The following is a 20,255-nucleotide window of genomic DNA, read 5'->3' as shown; positions in this document are numbered from 1 at the left end:
TGTACAACAAAAATTTTAATATAGAACGCTACATGTCTTTCATTGTTTAAAGATGCTTGTTCATAAGTAATTTCCTTAATTTTTATAATATTACTTGGACATTTCGATAATAGACGTGGAATGAAAGGATGATAAGCATGAAGTGGCTTATGATGGGGATCGAGATTCTGTTATTGATTATTTTATTTATATTGTTTTTGAAAATATCTTTAAAAGTATGGGAGAGATAGTAAAAAAGTTGTAAGAGACTCATTCTGTACTTAAAAAAATCTAAAAAAAGTGAAAATCAATCAATGGAGATGGCATTCACAAATTGGCACAGGGGACGCAGCTAGTACTGGAATTGTAACTGGTTTTGTGTAGTCAATAAAAGGAATGATTGTCGGCGTTGCTGGAGAATATATGCATATTATTGATATACCAGAGCTTGAAATTACACCTGTATTTCAAGGAAAGGTTTTACATCTAGGTGTGAATTAACAGCGTCATTTCATATTTATCGTTCAATAATAACTGTATTTATGTTACTTATATTCATGAAAAAACAACAATCTGTTAGAACAGAAGAATCAGTTCAAACATAATGAGTGACAATAAAAAAGTAAAAGTTACTTATTTCTTTCATCCTCAGCAACTTTTTAAATGTCTTTTACATTTAGTAATTATGAAAAGACTACATTTGAAAATGAAAGAGCGTTTTTCAAGGTGTTCTCTGCAAAAAATGAATATTGAAAAAGAATATCACATGAATATTTCGTATCTGCAATAAAAAGTGAACAAAAACGTTAGTTTGTACTTATTAAATGGTGGTGTTTATTTAAATAATAAAGCGGCTAGTTCAATGAACTAGCTGCTTTATTGTTCAACAAGAATGATACCCACAACACGTTGTAACTTAAAGTTACAGCTATAGTATGAGCAGAAACAAAAATGTTATACAAGAAAGTTAAATAAAAACTTTATTAAGCACAACAAAGCAGCTAGTTAATAAAACTAACTGCTCGTTGCACAAAAGAAACGCTGCGCTTACAGAAATAATTTGTAACTGATTGTTACAAAAATAGTGTATACGAGATTAAAAATGTTATGCAAGGTTATAACAAAAGCACATCTTACAAAATATTAAGTAAAGTATTAATTCGTGTACAAAAAGGAAATGAAAAATGAAGATTCTTTATTAGAGGGGGATTATATGAATTTTATATGGGAATCATTTATTTTAATTTTGAGTGGCATTCTTTTATTACGAGTAGCAGGTAGAAAGTCTATTTCTCAGATGACATTAGCACAAACTGTAGTGATGATTTCTATTGGTACAATTATTGTACAACCTATTGTAGAAAAAAGTGTATTAAAGGCTATTGTAAGTGCACTTATATTTGTCATTTCAGTAGTTATTATAGAATATCTCCAATTAAAATCTAATGCATTTGAGAAGTTTATTACTGGCAAATCTAAAATAGTGATTGAAAACGGTATTTTAAATGTTTCTAACTTGAAGAAAATACGTTTAACAGTAGATCAATTAGAAATGAGACTACGTAATCAAGGGATTTCAAGAATTGGAGATGTAAAAACAGCAACGTTAGAACCCAATGGTCAATTAGGATATGAATTAAAAGAAGATTCTAAGCCATTAACAGTAGGAGACTTAAAAAGATTAATTCAACCTCAATTTTTAAATCAAAATATACTATCGAATAATCCAACAGATTTACAAGCTAAAAATAATAATTCAAGTATATTTCAAGAAATTGATGTTCAACCTGATTTGAAACATCATGATTTGAAGTGAGAAATAAAAAAGAGCAGCTAGCGAAAGCTAACTGCTCTCAAAAACACTGTAACAAAGGACTACTTTTGGGAAAGAATACTGAACTTTATTCAAAGAAATGAAAAGTTGAACTACTTAATAAAGTTCATGTAAATACTAGTTCCAACTATTCCAATTAAAAAGGTAATCCCAATTATAAAGAAAAGAGTTTTAAGTATCGTAAAAGTTAATTTTATCTTATTCACTCCTGTTAAGAAATTTCTAAAATAGAGCAGTCAGCAAAAACGAATTAGGCTCACCATACATGCTCATCAAGCTAAGTTTGGCTTTTCTATGAAATTTTGTTTATATTCCCTATATGCTTGTAATTTTATTTATTTAAAAAATGATATCTACCTATAATATACCCATTTTAAAGGTAAATAGTGTATCAAGATTTTTTTAGTATGTGTGAACGAAAATTCAATTTGTTAAATATTTTATGTTTTATTATAAAAAACTCTTTGTCGAGGTGACACTTCATATGGATCATATTGGGCAAATTACCATAGAACTTGTGGTTGGCTTTTTTGTACTATTAATTGCTGCTAAATTATTAGGAAAAACACAAATTTCTCAACTTACCCGCTTTGATTTTATTTCTGCGATTGTTCTCGGTAGTCTTGTAGGAAATACTGTATACGATTCAAAAGTGAAGGTAGGTTCCATTCTATATGCAGTATTTGTGTGGGTCGTACTCATCTATACGATAGAAATGGTAACGCAAAAAAGGAGAAGAACGCGAAATGTTTTTGAAGGGAGACCTCCCATTATCATACGAAATGGATATATCGACAGAGAACAATTAAGAGCGAATCATTTGGATATAAACCAGCTACAACAAATGTTGCGACAGCAAAAAGATATTTTTTCTATTCGAGAAGTTGAGTATATGATATTAGAACCGAATGGAAAAATAGGTGTCCTAAAAAAACTAAGTTTACATCTCCTACAATAAAAGATTTAAGTTTAAAACCAAAAACTGTATACCTACCAATTTCATTAATCAGTGACGGGAAAGTTGTTAAGGATAATTTAAAACAAGCAGGATTTGATGAAAATTGGCCTCATCTATACCGATTTTTTCTTCATATACTTCTGTTTTCAAGCGTATTCGTATTTTAGATTCAACTGCATTTCAATTCCCTGATCCCTTTTCATTCGTTTATCCAGGTGCAGGAGGATGCAGCCATACAGAGGGGGTGAAGATTCAGCTTGAGTATGATCTATTAAGTGGAAAGTTCCTACATATTCATACAGGTCCAGGTAAACAACATGATCGAACCTACGGTTCTCTGTGTGTCCCAACTGTAACGGCAAATGATTTATGTATCCGAGATTTAGGGTATTTTCATTTGAAAGATTTTCAGCATATACAAGATAACAAGGCTTACTATATCTCTCATATCAAGTCGAATACACGTATTTATCAAAAAAATCCCACCCCTGATTATTTTCAAGATGGAAGAATCAAGAAAGGTACAGAATATATACAAGATAGATATGGAAGTCTTAATGAACTCTCTTCAGCCAGGACAAACATGTGAAATACCCGATGCTTATGTAGGAATGACTGATAAAGTGCCAACTCGTGTAATTGTTCATCGACTAACAAAAGCACAACAACAAAAACGATTACAAGATAAAACTGTAAGAGAAAAAAAGAAAGGAATGAAGTATTCTTCGTGTAGTAAACGACTCAGTGGTATCAATGTATATATGAAAAACACCTCTACAGATATTGTCCCGATGGGGCAAGTACATGATTGGTATTCTTTACGTTGGCAAATCGAAATTTTATTTAAAACGTGGAAATCATTCTTTCACATTCATCATTGTAAAAAGATAAAACGAGAACGATTGGAATGCCATTTGTATGGGCAACTGATTGCCATTCTACTCTGCTCTTCTACCATGTTTCAAATGCGGCAATTACTGCTTATGAAAAAGAAACGAGAACTGAGTGAATATAAGGCCATATATATGATTAAAGATTACTTTCTTCTTCTATTCCAAGCTATACAGAAAGACGCCCAAGAGCTATCAAAGATTCTAATCCGCCTGTTCAACCTTCTACAGCAAAACGGGCGGAAATCTCATCGATATGAGAAAAAAACAGTCTTTGATATATTAGGTGTCGTTTACAATTGTACCATGTCTGATAATCAAGCCGCTTAATTCAAAAAAGTGAAACCCGTCAGGGTTTATTTCGTATGCAAATCTTTAAGTTACCTACACTTACCCTTTAGAAAAAAGAAAAAATTTCGCCTAAAATTGACTTTGCATAAGCTTAGCTTGATAGCGATGGGTTCCTGCCAGCATTTCGGGAAAAATATGTCAAGAAAATAAGTAATAAAAAGCTAATTCTATTTTACTCATAAGACAGAATTAGCTTTTATATATAGTGCTTTACTATACTACGTTTAAAAAATGTATGTTTGATTACTAATCACACATTAATCTTAAATAGATCTATGTTCGCTCGCTAATTAAAAAACATAGAATTGAATCACTTTGTTAAATAAAGTTAATATCTTTTTTAGAAGAGTTTTCAATATTTCCGTAAGCAATTTATACTCTTTTACTTTCTGCCACTCAAAATCATTGCATTTCCTAATACTTTTTTATTCAATAAGAGCTTTGGTAATTCCATTTCTTTAGCAAGCTTGCAGCTATTCAATTTACAGATATCGAGATTCTCTAGGTCATTTAACAACTCTTCTGTATCCCCAAATATTTTTTCATCCATAAATAAATCTAAGAAGATAAATTCGCCACCAGGTTTTAATACCCTTAAAGCCTCTTTAGAGTATCTAATACAAGAGAAACATCCTGTGTCTTACCTATTTTATAACTTATAACTTCTAATTTCATTGTTAAACCATCTATAATATATATAAAATAAAGAGTCTTATTGCCGAACATCACATACGTGATATCCGTGAACCATTTTTCATTAGGCTTGGTAGCGATGTGTTGCTATCCCAATCTCTCATTTTTTCATAACCTATTCGTATATAGGAGAATTGGTAACACACTTCTACATAGACTAATATAGAGGTAAAAACTTTTTTCATCCAAGGAATGAGTGTATTTTGTTTGGAGGTAATAATATGTTCGATAAACCAAATGAGAAAAAGAAATGGCAGGGAATTCAGGCTGCCGCCTTTGAACCTAATCTCGTGGGGCCAACACTTGCATCTATTCCTCCCATTACTTTTCCAACAGGAGCAACTGGACCTAGGGGAACAACTGGACCAACAGGAGCAACTGGACCTAGGGGAACAACTGGACCTGCAGGAACAACTGGACCTACGGGAGCAACTGGACCTAGGGGAACAACTGGATCTACGGGAACAACTGGACCTACAGGAACAACTGGATCTACGGGAATGACTGGATCTACGGGAACGACTGGACTTACAGGAGCAACTGGACCTACAGGAACAACTGGATCTACGGGAACGACTGGACTTACAGGAGCAACTGGACCTAGGGGAACAACTGGACCTACGGGAGCAACTGGACCTAGGGGAACAACTGGATCTACGGGAACAACTGGACCTACAGGAACAACTGGATCTACGGGAACAACTGGATCTACGGGAACGACTGGATCTACGGGAACAACTGGACCTACGGGAGCAACTGGACTTACAGGAGCAACTGGACCTACGGGAGCAACTGGTATTACAGTTTTAACAGGAGTTGGAGTTCCAACATGCGACATTGGAGATTTGGGTGATATTTACATTGACCTATCCACGGGGAGCACGTATTATAAGCTCTCTCAGCCAGTTCCTCCGATGGTCAGAGCTATTCCAGCTCCTACCGGAAACACAATACTTGTTGGGGCAACGCAGATCTATACTACGATTGATGCAGCTTTAGCTGTGGCTAATAATGGTGATAGATTATTACTTGATGCCGAAACCTTTTTAATTACATCCACTATTGCTGTCAATAAATCAGTAACAATTGAGGGGCAAGGAATAGGGGCGACTACTGTTGTCACTGCCTTGAATACTGTAATCTCTATGTTTAATGTTACAGTATCTAATGTTGTTTTCCGAAATATGTCTATCGTCCAAGATTTCCCATCTGTTTTAGGAGTTGAGTCTGTTATTTCAATTAATAATTTGTCAGCAACAGGAATATATATTGATAGTTGTGAAATTTCAGTATGTGAACTTGGTATCGCTATTGTAGCAACTGAGTTTCAAATAACAAATTGCAACTTTACCTATGCGCCCGCTGCATCACCTAACAATGGATACTTCTATATCATTATTTCCTCTACTTCAGGACAAAGTATTATTGACAGTAATACTTTTGTGTCTGATTCAGGTGACACACGATGCAGATTTATTATTATCACTAATATAACTGTTAATTTTGGAACATTACAAGGGAACTTAATAGTAAGCAATAATAATCAAGATAATTCTTCTCCTTTTACATTGAGACATCTATTAGTAATTGAAGAATTTGTTGGTACAAATTTTGGGTTGTTTCTTCTAAGCAATACAACAGTTAATGAGGGAAATGTACCTGTCTTACTGTTTAATGCTAATTTTAATATTTTTAAGTTTATTGAAGTTATTGGAAATAGTGTTCAAAATACCGCTGGAAAAGGAATTGTCGGTATTGACTCGAGTTCTACGGGTCAAACACCTATTTTCAGTTCGAGTAATACAATTGCAAACCAATTTTTCACTGCAGGATGGGCCTCTGCAACCGTACCATTTAGCTTTATTGTGGGATATAATACAACAGTAATCTCAGAGGCACCTAATCTTCCGTTAACTAATTGTTATTGGCTTATGTTGATTTAATAACGTATAGATGTAATTTAGAAGTGTAATATGTTACTATGCCCCAAAACAAGAACACTCAAATATTTGAATAACATTGTAGAGCAAGACCATCACTTTATTAAGAAACGTGTACATTCTATATTAAGAATCAAGTTTTTTCACACAGCTATATCTTTGCAGAAGTAGGTGACATGTTTGGGTTTTTATAAAGTATAAGAAACCGTTAGAAGAAGTAGAGATTGAATAGGGATGTAATTTCTAAAAAATAATATCACTACCTCTGGGAACACAACTTTATTGGATTTTCTTGCAAAGTCTTTATGTATATATTAATAAAAAAAGAATGCACACAAATTAAAATGTGCATTCTTTTTTTTATAATAAAGCTTAGTTAATAACTAACTGTATTCTTATTGCTATAACTATAACTTTCTTCCATAGCTAATGCCTCTGCTTTAGTAACATGAACGGTACCAAATGGGTGATTTGGAGGAGCATATAACGAGTAAAGTTTTAACGGAATATTACCTGTATTAGTTACATTATGCCATGTTCCTGCAGGTATCATTATTGCAAAATCATCATAGGCATTTCTCTTAAAGTTTAAATTATCTTTACTCTTGCCTATTTGAACAATCCTCTGACCTTGTTCAATACGTAAAAATTGATCAACATTAGGATGTATTTCCAAACCGATCTCTTCGCCAACATTGATACTCATTAAGGTAACTTGTAAATGTTTACCTGTCCATAAAGCAGTACGATACTTATTGTTTTGTTGCTTCATTATCCATTAATTTTTTTAATAGTATTAAGTAATACTTAAATTAAAAAATTCATCTTATCGAAAAGGCGGTTATGAATTCAATATGTCTTCAAGAGGGGGATTAGTGTGTAAGTTAAAAGAATGGGTTCATTCTTATCAAAAGTTACCGACTGACAAAGAAATATTAAAAGATCCCAATATACCAGCGTTATCAACTTATATAAGACATTTATTTTGGAAGTTGAAATAAATCTTTAAAACAAGCAGGATTTCAACCAAGAAAAAAGGATAAGTGAAGAAATGAAAGCAAGCAGTTTCAATAAACTGCCTGCTTTGCCCACTTGTTATGAAAAGTTATCCATTTATATGAGCTTTTTAAAGGCTCAGGTGTAGTATAAACATACTAATGTATATTATGTGAAATAAAAGAAGCAATTTATTTGAGAAAAGGTTAGTTTTTGTAACATTATCAAGCTTTTTTAGAAACAAAATAAATTTAGGATGTATTAGATATTTTGCGTATGAAATCATTGTTAATTTCTAATAATAAGATTGAATCATGGCAACTAACAGTATAGCTAATGTGATGGAGAAAATAATTAGGGTTAATTACGGAATTAATTCCCACAACTACATTACCATCTGAATGAATTGGAATATTAAATAAAAAAAATTTAAGCTAATGATTCAAGTAAGAAGCATACAGAGTATTTCTGTACATAGTTTTACAAAAAGTTAAGATTGAAGGAGGCGTTATATCAATGAGAACTTTACAGCGAATTGCCTTAGCTTTAGTTATTATTGGCGCTATTAATTGGGGACTAATTGGTTTCTTTAAGTTTGATTTAGTAGGAGCCATATTTGGTGGACAAAATGCCTTTTTGGCAAGAGTAATCTTTGCTCTTGTTGGAATAAGTGGGCTAATGTGCTTAACGCAGTTGTTTCAACCAATGAAGAGTACTAATCAAGAGACGAATCGTAAAGAATATGGAAAACCTAATTATAGTACTGAATTTGGTGAGGAAACACATACAACAAATATAAATAAATCTTCTACGGACATTTATAAGAATAACCGCAATACATTAGATGAAGATTAATACAATTTTTTCAAAGTCATGTATCCTACATGGCTTTGAATTTTTTTATTTTGAATACTTACTTGGAATACCAGCTTTCGTATAACTAGGGAAAAGTAGTTTTTCTTATAGGATGATCCTAATTTTCTTCGTTATATTCTTTCATAATATTTTAAAACTTATTTTTCTTAATTCTAACATTTCTATAAACGTACCAGCATTTATTTCTTCGCCCACTCATTCTGGAATTCCCTCATCATATTCCAACATCTTGTGTAACTGGCGTTATTCATTTATTTATATTTTTACTAATTTATTATAATATCAGCATAGATTTAACATGGTTTATATAACATTGATAAGTTTGATTTTTAGGGATAAGTTTAATTTTGTGAATTCATAAAATTTTTAAAAATAGACTTCTGCATGTTAATATTTTTTTATATAATGGAATCAAGCCATATGTAAGATGGGTTACCTGTAAGAAGTAATGAGATAGTTTGGTTCACCTTTTATACATTATCTGAAAAGGAACTTGTATTGATTTCTACAAGTTCCTTTTGTTTTTCTTATTGTATTTAGAATGAAAATTTTAAAGATATAGAGGCGATGAAAAAATATGATATTAAGTGTTTTTCATTTCATAGACTTGCTAAATAGTATGAAGAGGTAAAAAAAGGGCAATCTAAAGGATAATTAATTATGATTTAGGGGGTACCAAATGGAGTATAAAACAAAGGTAACAATCGGGGATTACGTTCAATTTTAATATCGTAAAATTATAATTTTAGATTGAATGGATATGAGGTAAGTGTTCTACAGAATACAATTGTTGTAGATATTACAGATATGATGGGCATTGAAGTAGATGATGCTAGGCAAGTTATAAAACACGTTTAGTATAATAAAGTGGATTAAAGGCAAATGAAAAATAATGTTTCATAAAAAATGCTCCTAGATTAATCTAGGAGCATTTTTTATGATGAGTTTACTGGATTCCTTAAGATGAAAAATACTAGTTGTTAGGTACAACATAATCATTTAGAAAAAGCACCATCAAGATTCACCATATGATCCTTAGTTGCGTTTAATCCTGTTTAAACGTTCGATGTGGATCCTAATCACTACAACAGCCCTAATATAATTTCTTTATTGATTCGCTCAAAAATTTGAGTTGCTTTTTCATATTCTTTTTCTTCAAGATACATGACAAACTCTTTCATTAAACTAAGCATTTCCTCTTCGTATGGCTTACGCTTCATATATTTAAGTTCTACAGAACCTAAGAGTTTCTTTTCTTGTATATCCTGTATCACTTGCATAATTGTTTTGTTTTCAGCCGGAGATAATAATAATTCATGTACTTTCCATAAAACTTTATGAAATTCTTTTACATCCCCATTCTCTAAAGCCGTTGGTAGACTTATGAGACATTGTTTTAAATTAGCTATATCAAATCTTGTATCATTTTTAATCACTTTTTCAATGGATAGTTTAAAAAACAGTAAACGGATTTCCAAAAACTCAATAATGTTCTCGAATGAAGATATTGTTTTTGCTACAGTTATCCCACAATGACTTTGGTGGTTTAGAAATCCTTCTGATGTTAAACGAGAGAGGGCATTGCGAATTGGCGTTCTACTCATATTTAACTCTTTTTCTAATCTAGATTCTGTTAAGCGTAGTCCTTCTTCATATGTGCCATCTATAATTTTACTTTTGATTTTCATATATGCTATTTGTTCTCTTGTTTTTTTCATATATTTTTCCTTTCTTTTACTTACAATCGCTCTTATTACATGAAAAATACATAATGTATACAATAATTTAGTTTATCATATAATATATCTATTTATAAATGATTAACTATAAAAAGGATATAATGTAGTGTATTGGTTTCTAATCCATAATATTCTTTTTATATAATGTCACAAAGATGCTGAAATAAAAGTACAAATTGTATACAATTTTGATATAATGTTTTTTATCAAAAGGTTTTACCTATCGTTTTATTCTATATATTTTGAAAGATAATATAGGGTATACGTAACATAGGTACTGTGAAAATAAATAATCTTTTGTATACAATTACAAATATGCAGCAGGAGGTGAGAATACATCTGATTTTAAAATAGGAATCCTCATTTTTTTCATGACTATCATACTAAAAAGGATGGAAATCATATAATGATGAAAATAAAACAACCAAGGCCTAAAGGGGTATGGAAAAAAAGAATGTTTATATCTCTGCTTATTGTAGTTGGATTAATTGTTACAGGAGTTAGTTATTGGAACCTTTCCCCTACTCCAAAAGCATTTCTTATAAAAAAAGCGTTTGAAGGTGGAATGTTTGTTGAATCTGATAATTATAAAAATGCTCTGAAAGAAACAAATATATTAAAAGATATTAATTATAATTCTAAATTTCCTGATGGTACATTAGACATTGTTTATCCAAAAAATCATACTGAAAAATCACCTGTTATTTTTTGGGTGCATGGAGGTGGTTTTGTAGGTGGGGATAAATCCGATATCACTGGTTATGCAGTCGAATTAGCTGCTCGTGGTTATACAGTAATAAATATTAATTATGCTCTCGCACCTAAAAGGCAATACCCTACACCAGTTATTCAACTTGGAGAGGCTTACGAATATATAAAAGAAAATACAAAGAAGTATAATATAAAACTAGATCATATTTATTTTGCAGGTGATTCCGCCGGAGCACAAATATCTGGACAATTTGTTAATATCCAAACATCTCCCGATTATTCGAAATTAAGTGAAATTCCCTCCCTTGTTGATCCTTCAACAATTAAAGGAGTATTGTTATTTTGCGGTCCATATAATATGCCCGCATTAGCTAAAATGGAAACGACTAAAGAAGTGCAAGATTTTATGCGTACTACTGGTTGGGCTTACTTTGGGAAAAAGGATTTCGAAACATTACCGGAAATAGAAATTGCTTCAATCTTTAAACATGTTACAAAAAATTATCCACCAACCTTTATTACAGATGGAAATACTGCATCATTCGAAGATCAAGGTAAAGCATTAGCGTCTGCGTTACAGAGTAAAGGAGTATATGTAGATAAACTCTTTTTTGATAAAAATATTTCCGGTGAGTTAGCACATGAATTCCAATTTAAAATGAACACACCAGCAGGTCAAGAAGTTTTTAGCGAAGCACTTGAGTTTTTAAATACAACCAAATGATATCTCTTACAATGGTTTTACTGTCATTTAGTAAGCGATTATTAAAGTCAATATATTTGCATTTCATGATGATATATAATTTTCCATTGAATAGTTTTCTACACTACTAAACAAAGGCCGATTCCCTTGAAGTGCCCCCGAAAGTTAGACAGGTCGTTTCATTAGGCAGCCTCTAGGGTATAAGCCCGGTATTGTACCGGGCTCATACCTTTTAATTTTGCCTTAATTCTTTTATAATTATAGTATTCTATATACTTTGCTAATTCTTGTTTGAAATGTGTTATACTTTCAAATTCTTTTCGATACGTAAATTCCGATTTCATGTTACCGAAGAAATTTTCAATAACGGCATTGTCATAACAGTTTCCTTTGCGAGACATACTTTGAGTTATGCCACAATTCTTAAGAGAATGCCGGTATTGTTTCATTTGATAGTGCCAACCTTGATCAGAGTGAATGAGGAGTTTATCCGGATTGTTTGCACATACGTTCTAACTTATATAACATTTGTTACTTATATAGCAGTACTAGCATTTTTATAATTGCTTATCTCACTACTTTTTTACGTTTTATCTGTATAGGGGAATTGCCCAAACTTAGCAACTTAAGAATTTTATAACACCTCAAGCTGAAAAGTTTATGTATTTTTGACAGAAGACAGCTTATTTTTTCGTTTTGGGGTGGATTTTTATTTTTTAGGGTGCTACCTCTTAGAGGATACTTCATAACCTTAGCTTAATAGCGATGGGTACTGCTCCTTTATGAAGATTTTTGCAGTTATACATTAAATCATAACAATGGCCATTATACATTCGCTGAAAGATTATCAGTACATTTACTATTTTAGGTTAGTTGCATTCGAATGAATGTTCCAATCCTGTGAACTTTCAAGCTTGAATTAGTTAGATAATAGCTATTATCTAATTAATTCATTATTCCAAATGGAAATAAATCAACAATTATTATCTGAATTAGTTTCCCTCAAAGATTCAAACAAGATTGTGATTGCTGTCTGTTACAATTTTAACTTAGTTATCACGTATAATAACCAAGAATATTTTGATGGTAGTATGAATGCTGTTTGAGGAATAAACAGAAAAAACAATTATGAAGTGAAAGTAATTTGAGCATGTATATCATATGCATTTAGATCTGGGGTGTTGTTTAATAAAAGTATTTACGTCATCTTACGCATAAATATTAGAATATTTGTAAAGTTGAAAAAATGACGAATCCATATACACCATAATAATAAAACCCTAGGAGTTGGAGGATTTCGAAAAATTCCTAATATCATCATTAAAACTAAGAAACCTGAATTCTATATTTTTATAGATTCAGGTTATTTTATTTCTTTAGAAACCTTTGGTAGTTACATATTTGCGTATACATCGATAGTTATTAAGTCAGTGAAAGACACCCATTAGAGTGCATATGTTACAAAAAAATCTCCTTTATTTTACTGAGGACTCAATGTTTTTTTGAAATTAAGTTTCTGAATAAAATTAAAAATATTGAAATTAAGTTTCAATAATGCTATTCTATATTTGTAATTAAGAAAACGTTTTCTTGAAATGATATAAATAAAAAAGGGTGGTATATATGTTAGAAAATTTAACAACAGAAGCTCGTAATGATAAAACCATGAACTTAGATGAGATGTCGATAATAGAATTTCTTACAATCATGAATGAAGAGGATGCAAAAGTAGCTGACAGAGTGAAGTTGGAACTCCCACAAATTGCAACAGCAGTCAAAGCGATTGTAGAAGCAAAAAGAAAAGGGGGCCGCTTAATCTATCTTGGTGCTGGAACAAGTGGTCGCATTGGTTTGCTAGATGCAGTTGAATGTCCGCCAACTTTTGGAACAGGCCCTGAAGAAGTAGTTGGATTAATTGCTGGTGGTGAGAAAGCTTTTATCAAAGCGGTAGAAGGTGCAGAAGACAGCAAAGAATTAGGAATTCAGGATTTAAAGAACATTCATCTAAAAAATACAGATGTTGTAGTTGGAATTGCTGCTAGTGGACGTACTCCCTATGTAATTGGCGGTTTAGAATACGCGAACTCTATTGGGGCGCAAACAGTAGCTGTAAGTTGTAATAAAGATTCCTCAATTGGAAAAGAGGCAAAAATTAAGATTGAGGTTAATAATGGACCAGAGGTATTAACTGGGTCTACTCGATTGAAATCTGGTACTTCTCAAAAATTAATTTGTAACATGCTGTCAACAGCATCCATGGTTGGATTAGGGAAAGTATATGGGAATTTAATGGTGGATGTACAATTAACAAACGAAAAGCTCGTAGAACGTGCAAAACGTATTGTAATGGAAGCTACATCCTGTGACTATGAAACAGCGGAGTTGTATTTATCCAAGGCTGATAATAAGCCAAAGGTTGCAATTGTAATGATTTTAGCAGGTTTTACAAAAGAAGAGGCTATACAGCGATTAGAAGACACTCAGGGTTTTATTCGTCAAGCAGTTAAATAGTCGAAACAAGCGAGGTGTTTATCATGAGTAAATATAGTAATATAGCACTAGAAATATTAGAAGCCATTGGTGGAAGTAATAATGTATTATCTTATACAAATTGTATGACACGTCTTCGAATCACACCGGTAAATCGGGATCAAATTAATGAAGAAGCTGTAAAAAAAGTTAACGGAGTTCTTGGAGTTGTTGATGATGAGACCTATCAAATTATTCTTGGGCCAGGTGTTGTTACAAAAGTAGCAGAGCAATTCAGCGTTGTTGTAGCGCAAGGGAAGGAAAAGTCAATTAGTTCGACAACATCTTCTGCTGAAGATTTACAAGCAAAAGGTGCCAAAATGAAGGCTGAACAAAAGAAAAAGAATAATACACCTTTCAAATCTTTTCTAAGAAAAATCGGAAATATCTTTATTCCTTTAATTCCAGCTTTTGTTGGAGCAGGCTTAATTGCTGGTATTGCATCCATTTTATCAAATAATATTACGGCGGGCAATTTGGATAGTACCACATGGCAGCAGTATGTAACCATTTTTAATGTCATTAAAAATGCGATATTTAGTTACTTAGTTATTTATGTAGGAATTAATGCTGCAAAAGAATTTGGAGCAACTCCAGCTCTAGGTGGAGTCATTGGTGGGGTGACTCTTTTAACAGGAGTGACATCAAACCTTCCAATAAACAACATATTCAACGGTGAACCATTATCACCAGGGCAAGGTGGGGTACTTGGTGTTCTATTAGCTGTTTGGATATTATCAATTGTCGAAAAACAATTACGTAAATTTGTTCCAGATGCAGTAGACATTATTGTTACACCAACAATTGTATTGTTAATCGTGGGATTGATTACAATTTTCTTGATTATGCCACTTGCTGGTTTTATATCAAATAATTTAATTGGTGCAATTAATTGGGTATTGGTACATGGTAGTGTATTCTCAGGGTTTGTGCTTGGAGCGGCATTTTTACCACTTGTTATGTTAGGTCTACATCAAGTATTAATACCAATTCATATTGAAATGATTAATTCAACAGGTGCAACACAATTACTTCCCATTCTTTCAATGGCAGGTGCTGGACAAGTTGGGGCAGCGATTGCATTATGGGTTCGATGTAAAAAGAATACTGTATTAACAAATATGATAAAAGGTGCACTTCCAGTTGGCGTCCTTGGGATTGGTGAACCACTTATTTACGGTGTAACATTACCACTAGGACGTCCGTTTATTACCGCTTGTATTGGTGGAGGTATCGGAGGGGCAGTTATAGGTTTATTAGGGCAAGTTGGAGCAATTGCAATTGGACCATCTGGTATGGCCTTAGTTCCATTAATTGCAAACGGAGCATGGTTGAACTATGTTATTGGTCTATTCGCTGGGTATGCTGCTGGATTTATTCTCACATATTTCTTTGGTGTACCAAAAGAAGCAATGGTAGAACAAGAATAATAGTATGAGATTTATTGGAAGTACGACTACCCTTTTGGATAGTCGTACTTTTTTCTTTCTAAAACAGTAGACGCCTTCCTCATAAACGAGAAGGTGTGACATACCAACTTTAGATAGGTGATGAATGTCAATAGGCGTAAATGTAAGTTTTTTGTATACTATAGATATCTGATAAGATTTAAGTATAAAAATTTGTTCTCGTTACATTTACAAAAAATCATAAAATAGTAAGTAAATCAAGTGAGTGTAATAAGTGAATTTTTTATAGAAGAAATAAAATGATAGAATTAAATAAAAAATGGAAAGAAGTTGGAATGATTGACGGTAAATAGTATTCGAACACAAATAGAATTGGTTTTAGATGAACTCCCTGTCTCTGAGAAAAAGATAGCACAGTATATTCTTTCTCACACAAAAGAGGTAACTCAAATGACAATACATCAATTAGCAAAAGATGCAGAAGCAAGTAGTGCAGCTGTTGTTCGTTTTTGTCGGTCATTAGGGGTAACGGGTTTTCCAGACTTGAAAGCACGTTTATATGCTGAAGTAAAGCATATACATCATGTCGGATATTTTGATATTGAACCTAATGAAAAAGTACAATCGGTAATTGATAAAACATTATCTAACACAGTACAAACACTTCATGATACAGTGGGGCAATTAGAAACGAAATCTATTGAAAAAGCAGTCGCATTACTAAAGGATGCAGAAGTTATTTATATTTATGGAGTAGGTGCATCTTTTCTTATTGCAGAGGATGTAGCACAAAAATGGATTCGTTTAGGTAAAAAAGCTTATGCAATTTCCGATCGACATTTGTTAGCAGTCGCAATGGCTACTCAATCAGAAAATGCATTATTTTGGGGGATTTCTTATAGTGGGGAAACAAGTGATGTAATGGAACTAATGAAAGTAGCCAAAGGATTAGAATTAAAAACAATTAGTCTTTCTCGTTTAGGAACCAGTCCAATTTCTGAGTTAGCAGACGTATCTTTATTTACAGCTCGCGCACCTGAGGCGAAAATTCGCAGTGCAGCAACTAGTTCTCGATTTGCTCAACTATTAGTAATTGATGTTATTTTCTTTGCTTACTCATCATCTCAATATGAATTGACAGTAAAACAATTAGAAAAGACAAAACACACGATACAGCAACTAAATGAATAAAAGTATTTTTTGTAGGAAAGCCTGAAGTTAGACACGTAAGGAACGGAGAAAATTTTAAAATACAAATAAAGCAAAGGGAATCTAAAAGTTTATGGAAAAAATGTTTGTATTTCTTTTAATAGTTTTCGTATTAGTTCTCGCTGGAATTATCTATTGGAATATTTCTCCAATTCCAAAGGCGTTTTTAATCAAAAAAGCTTTTGAAGGTGGAATGTTTGAACCATCTACTAATTATGAAAATTCCCTAAAAGAAACAATAATTGTTAAGGATATAAATTATAATTCTAAATTTCCAGATGGAAATTTAGATCTTATCTATCCAAAAAATCATACAGAAGCAACTCCTGTGATTTTTTGGGTACATGGAGGTGGATTTGTCGGGGGGGATAAATCAGATATTACAGGCTATGCGGTAGAACTGGCAGCTCATGGTTATACAGTAGTAAATATAAATTATGCTCTTGCTCCTAAAAAACAATATCCTACACCAGTACTACAATTAGGTGAAGCTTATGAATATATAAAAGCAAATACCCAAAAATATGACTTGAAATTAAATCGTGTATATTTTGCAGGAGATTCTGCTGGAGCACAAATATCTGGTCAGTTTGTAAATGTTCAAACATCTATAGAATATGCGAAGTTAACTAAAATTACCCCTGTTGTTGAACTTACAACAATAAAGGGTGTATTGTTATTTTGTGGTCCATACAGTATGTCTGAATTAGCTAAAATAGAATCAACTAAAGAAATACAAGAATTTATGCGTACTGCTGGTTGGGCGTATTTAGGTGAAAAAAATTGGGAAGGTTTAAACGAAACGAAAATAGCCTCAATTTTAGATAATGTTACCAAAAATTATCCACCAACTTTTATAACAGATGGTAATACTGCATCATTTGAAAATCAAGGGAAAGCATTAGTTTCTGCTTTACAAAGTGAAGGCGTAGTAGTAGTAGAAAGTCTTTTCTTTGATAAAAATGTTTCTGGTGAGTTAGGACATGAATTTCAATTTAAAATGAATACTTCAGCAGGTGAAGATACTTTTAACAAGGTTCTTGGATTTTTAAGTAAAACTAACTAGTACATATATGATTAATATAAAGATAAAGCCCACTCTATTTTTAAAATAGAGTGGGCTTTTATTATAAATCATTCTTTGAGACTAATTGCATAGTCTTTCATTTTTGCTGTGCTACAAGTGAAAGTGCTACTTAAATACTTTAACTTGTAATTGTGCCTGTATCTATTATTTTAACATTTGTTCTAACATTTATTTCTGCCTTTGATAAAACATGTAACCAGTCTTTTTTTACCTTTTTCCATTCTTGATATTGGAAAGCTTTAGCATATAAAGCAAGACCTAACGGATCAATTTGGTTTTTTTGTATGTCCTTTAGCATGCTTTGTAATTTATTATCTAGCTCTTGTTTAATTTCTTGCTCTAGTTTAATTATGTTTTTCTTATCATCCAAGCGATTCGTAATTAGATTTTCATTGGTTTTTTCGATTAATGCTACATTCATGTTAACATGTATATTAAAGATAAACTTCCCTTTTTTAAAATTAACATTTATCTTTCTTTTTGCATCTTGTATAAGAATAGAGGCGTTAGGTTTTTGATTTGATTTTTTAGGAGAAAGAGTTAAGTGTAATATCATCCTACCAGTTTTTTTTGATTTATTTATAAGATTGAAGAACTTCACATCCTTTTTAGAAATTTTAGTTAAGTATCTTCCATACTGATCTAAAAATGCAATTCCTACAGTATCAATTTCATCATTCTTTTTCTTAATTATAGGCATTGATTGTGTTAGCCCCTCTTCATTTTTTTCTCGCATTAGTTGTTCAATTGTAGGAGAAACAGCTTGATTGTTTTGAACAGAAGAGTTTATTATTTTATGGATATAAGAGGGAAGAGCAGGTTTATCAATTCTTTTAACTTTAAAGAAATCTTCTGCTAATCCATCAATGAGTATTACCTTAGCATTAATGTTCGAATAAGGATCTCGATAAGAAGAATCGAGTTGCCTTATCCAATTTGCTTCTTGTGCCATATTTTTTCCAATTAAAATGATTTCAGCTTTAGATGACGTGACAAATCCTGTTAACTTTGTATCAATTTTACTTATTCCGTTATATACAGTTGATGCTTGAACCCAATGTTCTACAGTATCCTTTTGTTTATTAGGATGAAAGATAGGGATACTTGTACCTATCCGTATTTTCCCATTAGAGGTTTTATCTAAGGCAATTAAGAGAATTAAGGAGGCTTTTTCTAAGGGGACCCTCTCATTACAACCGATTAGATACACACAACAAATTGCAATAAATATGCTTTTCCGAATCATAACTCTTCCCTCCTATGAAACCAACTAAAAAGAATGCTGTAAAAGTAAAAGAAGATTGGTAACAGAACAAAGAAAATAAAATTAAAAATATCCATACAAAAATATATGGATTTTAGCTCAATTACACCAGGGTTAATAAGTATAAAAACAATAACTATTAGTAAGACACAACTAACAGGAAGCAATTTACTAGTTATTTTATGTGTTAAATTTTTTAAGGAGTGTAAGCTGAAAAATAAATACGGATAGATTGTGGTAGAAAACACTATTAAATAGTAGGCAATATATATAATCTCTAACCTTTCTAAGAAAGAAAACTGAATCCCTTTTAATAGATGAAATACAGGCCAAATGACTGTTTTTATACCTTCAGGACTAAAGTATATATAGGAAAGAATGGTAACATATAAATAAAAGAACATCGTTCCCGTATTAGCTATGATGATTCCTTTTATTGCCTTATGTTTTTGTTTTAAAAATGGATATATAAAGTAGGCAATTTCTAATCCAGCATAAGGAGTAATGGTTTCTTTTACGGCTTGTACAACTGGATATAGGCCGTCTTTTAAGATTGGTAAAAGGTGTAGCGGGTAAAAATTTTGTTTTAATGAAAAAATGAGAAATATTGGCATCCAAGCTGTAAAGAAATAAACCACCATAGAATAATTAACGACAGCTCTAATGCCACTTGTTACTAAAATAATAAAAGGAATCAGTAATAATATGACAATTTGATAAGATGGGGTAGAAGGAAAAATCCATACTTTTACAATTTCAGTTGCTTTTAATATAGTGTTAAATCCAGCAAAAAATAAATAAAAAATATATAGAAGAAAAAATATACTTCCGAACCATTTTCCAAAATACATTGTAAGAATCTGTAGAAAGTTCTTATCAGGGTTTTTTTGTAATACTAAAATAATGATTATCCCAATGATAGAAGTAATTATCCACCCTAAGATAATAGAAATCCACCCATCAGTGCCAGCGGTATTGGCAAGTGGACTGGGCATAATTAGCATACCTGATGCAAGTTGCAGTGAATGGATGAAAACAATATACTCAAATAGATTTAAGTTACGAAATTTTACATTTTCCATATGAA

General features: G+C 32.0%; 12 protein-coding genes and 8 pseudogenes. 14 read left to right on the top strand and 6 right to left on the bottom strand.

Annotated features, from left to right (window positions below; genetic code table 11):
- Positions 1 to 214: 214 nt before the first annotated feature.
- From ACTFR3_RS24970 to ACTFR3_RS24955, 4 genes and pseudogenes are all read left to right on the top strand, one after another.
- Positions 215 to 584 (top strand): annotated as a pseudogene (locus ACTFR3_RS24970) (DUF2953 domain-containing protein); the annotation flags it as partial.
- A 608-nt stretch (positions 585 to 1,192) separates the two neighbouring features.
- Entirely contained in the window at positions 1,193 to 1,795 is a 603-nt protein-coding gene (locus ACTFR3_RS24965) for a DUF421 domain-containing protein (protein WP_440044907.1), read from the top strand.
- Positions 1,796 to 2,297: 502 nt separating this feature from the next.
- Positions 2,298 to 2,938: pseudogene (locus tag ACTFR3_RS24960) on the top strand (DUF421 domain-containing protein).
- Positions 2,872 to 3,991 (top strand): annotated as a pseudogene (locus ACTFR3_RS24955) (IS4 family transposase); the annotation flags it as partial. The pseudogenes ACTFR3_RS24960 and ACTFR3_RS24955, both read left to right, overlap by 67 nt.
- 403 nt (positions 3,992 to 4,394) lie before the next feature.
- Here ACTFR3_RS24955 and ACTFR3_RS24950 read toward each other — a convergent pair.
- Positions 4,395 to 4,619: pseudogene (locus ACTFR3_RS24950) on the bottom strand (SAM-dependent methyltransferase); the annotation flags it as partial.
- Between the two features lie 307 nt (positions 4,620 to 4,926).
- Here ACTFR3_RS24950 and ACTFR3_RS24945 point away from each other — a divergent pair.
- Both ACTFR3_RS24945 and ACTFR3_RS24940 read left to right on the top strand, forming a co-directional pair.
- Positions 4,927 to 6,648 (top strand): exosporium leader peptide-containing protein, encoded by a 1,722-nt coding sequence (locus ACTFR3_RS24945; RefSeq protein WP_440044906.1) that lies wholly within the window; start codon positions 4,927 to 4,929, stop codon positions 6,646 to 6,648.
- A gap of 51 nt (positions 6,649 to 6,699) precedes the next feature.
- Positions 6,700 to 6,816 (top strand): annotated as a pseudogene (locus ACTFR3_RS24940) (IS6 family transposase); the annotation flags it as partial.
- 205 nt (positions 6,817 to 7,021) lie between these two features.
- Here ACTFR3_RS24940 and ACTFR3_RS24935 read toward each other — a convergent pair.
- Positions 7,022 to 7,411 (bottom strand): annotated as a pseudogene (locus ACTFR3_RS24935) (cupin domain-containing protein); the annotation flags it as partial.
- 109 nt (positions 7,412 to 7,520) lie between these two features.
- Here ACTFR3_RS24935 and ACTFR3_RS24930 point away from each other — a divergent pair.
- The 3 genes and pseudogenes from ACTFR3_RS24930 to ACTFR3_RS24920 all read left to right on the top strand — a co-directional run bounded on the left by ACTFR3_RS24930 (position 7,521) and on the right by ACTFR3_RS24920 (position 9,375).
- Entirely contained in the window at positions 7,521 to 7,646 is a 126-nt protein-coding gene (locus tag ACTFR3_RS24930) for a hypothetical protein (protein ID WP_440044905.1), read from the top strand.
- Positions 7,647 to 8,157: 511 nt separating this feature from the next.
- Positions 8,158 to 8,496 (top strand): DUF378 domain-containing protein, encoded by a 339-nt coding sequence (locus ACTFR3_RS24925; protein WP_440044904.1) that lies wholly within the window; start codon positions 8,158 to 8,160, stop codon positions 8,494 to 8,496.
- A gap of 700 nt (positions 8,497 to 9,196) precedes the next feature.
- Positions 9,197 to 9,375, top strand: a pseudogene (locus ACTFR3_RS24920) (DUF2187 domain-containing protein).
- Positions 9,376 to 9,599: 224 nt separating this feature from the next.
- Here ACTFR3_RS24920 and ACTFR3_RS24915 read toward each other — a convergent pair.
- Positions 9,600 to 10,235: a GntR family transcriptional regulator gene (locus ACTFR3_RS24915; RefSeq protein ID WP_440044902.1), complete on the bottom strand. Its 636-nt coding sequence runs from the start codon at positions 10,233 to 10,235 to the stop codon at positions 9,600 to 9,602.
- A gap of 430 nt (positions 10,236 to 10,665) precedes the next feature.
- Between ACTFR3_RS24915 and ACTFR3_RS24910 the strand changes: the two genes are divergently transcribed.
- The gene (locus ACTFR3_RS24910; RefSeq protein WP_440044946.1) at positions 10,666 to 11,691 is read left to right on the top strand and encodes an alpha/beta hydrolase; all 1,026 of its coding nucleotides are present in this window, start codon (positions 10,666 to 10,668) and stop codon (positions 11,689 to 11,691) included.
- A gap of 161 nt (positions 11,692 to 11,852) precedes the next feature.
- Here the strand turns inward: ACTFR3_RS24910 and ACTFR3_RS24905 are convergent.
- Positions 11,853 to 12,158, bottom strand: a pseudogene (locus ACTFR3_RS24905) (IS3 family transposase); the annotation flags it as partial.
- Positions 12,159 to 13,293: 1,135 nt separating this feature from the next.
- On the opposite strand from ACTFR3_RS24905, the gene murQ reads away from it, so the two are divergent.
- From murQ to ACTFR3_RS24885, 4 genes are all read left to right on the top strand, one after another.
- Entirely contained in the window at positions 13,294 to 14,181 is an 888-nt protein-coding gene (gene murQ / locus ACTFR3_RS24900) for an N-acetylmuramic acid 6-phosphate etherase (RefSeq protein ID WP_440044901.1), read from the top strand.
- A gap of 23 nt (positions 14,182 to 14,204) precedes the next feature.
- Positions 14,205 to 15,629 (top strand): PTS transporter subunit EIIC, encoded by a 1,425-nt coding sequence (locus ACTFR3_RS24895; protein ID WP_440044899.1) that lies wholly within the window; start codon positions 14,205 to 14,207, stop codon positions 15,627 to 15,629.
- A 318-nt stretch (positions 15,630 to 15,947) separates the two neighbouring features.
- On the top strand, positions 15,948 to 16,799 hold the full coding sequence (locus ACTFR3_RS24890) for a MurR/RpiR family transcriptional regulator (protein ID WP_098282249.1): 852 nt from the start codon (positions 15,948 to 15,950) through the stop codon (positions 16,797 to 16,799).
- 100 nt (positions 16,800 to 16,899) lie between these two features.
- Positions 16,900 to 17,883, top strand: a complete 984-nt coding sequence (locus ACTFR3_RS24885) for an alpha/beta hydrolase (protein WP_440044945.1) — start codon at positions 16,900 to 16,902, stop codon at positions 17,881 to 17,883.
- Positions 17,884 to 18,022: 139 nt separating this feature from the next.
- Here ACTFR3_RS24885 and ACTFR3_RS24880 read toward each other — a convergent pair whose 3' ends face one another.
- Positions 18,023 to 19,150: a Ger(x)C family spore germination protein gene (locus tag ACTFR3_RS24880; protein WP_440044897.1), complete on the bottom strand. Its 1,128-nt coding sequence runs from the start codon at positions 19,148 to 19,150 to the stop codon at positions 18,023 to 18,025.
- Positions 19,147 to 20,250 carry a GerAB/ArcD/ProY family transporter gene (locus ACTFR3_RS24875; protein ID WP_440044896.1) on the bottom strand — a complete coding sequence of 368 codons (1,104 nt, stop codon included), beginning with the start codon at positions 20,248 to 20,250 and terminating at the stop codon, positions 19,147 to 19,149. The genes ACTFR3_RS24880 and ACTFR3_RS24875 overlap by 4 nt, the downstream gene beginning before the upstream one ends.
- Between the last annotated feature and the right edge of the window lie 5 nt (positions 20,251 to 20,255).

This window comes from Bacillus cereus group sp. MYBK14-1 (genome assembly GCF_051916885.1).
Classification (GTDB): domain Bacteria; phylum Bacillota; class Bacilli; order Bacillales; family Bacillaceae_G; genus Bacillus_A; species Bacillus_A cereus.
This window is presented reverse-complemented; position numbering and strand designations above follow the sequence as displayed.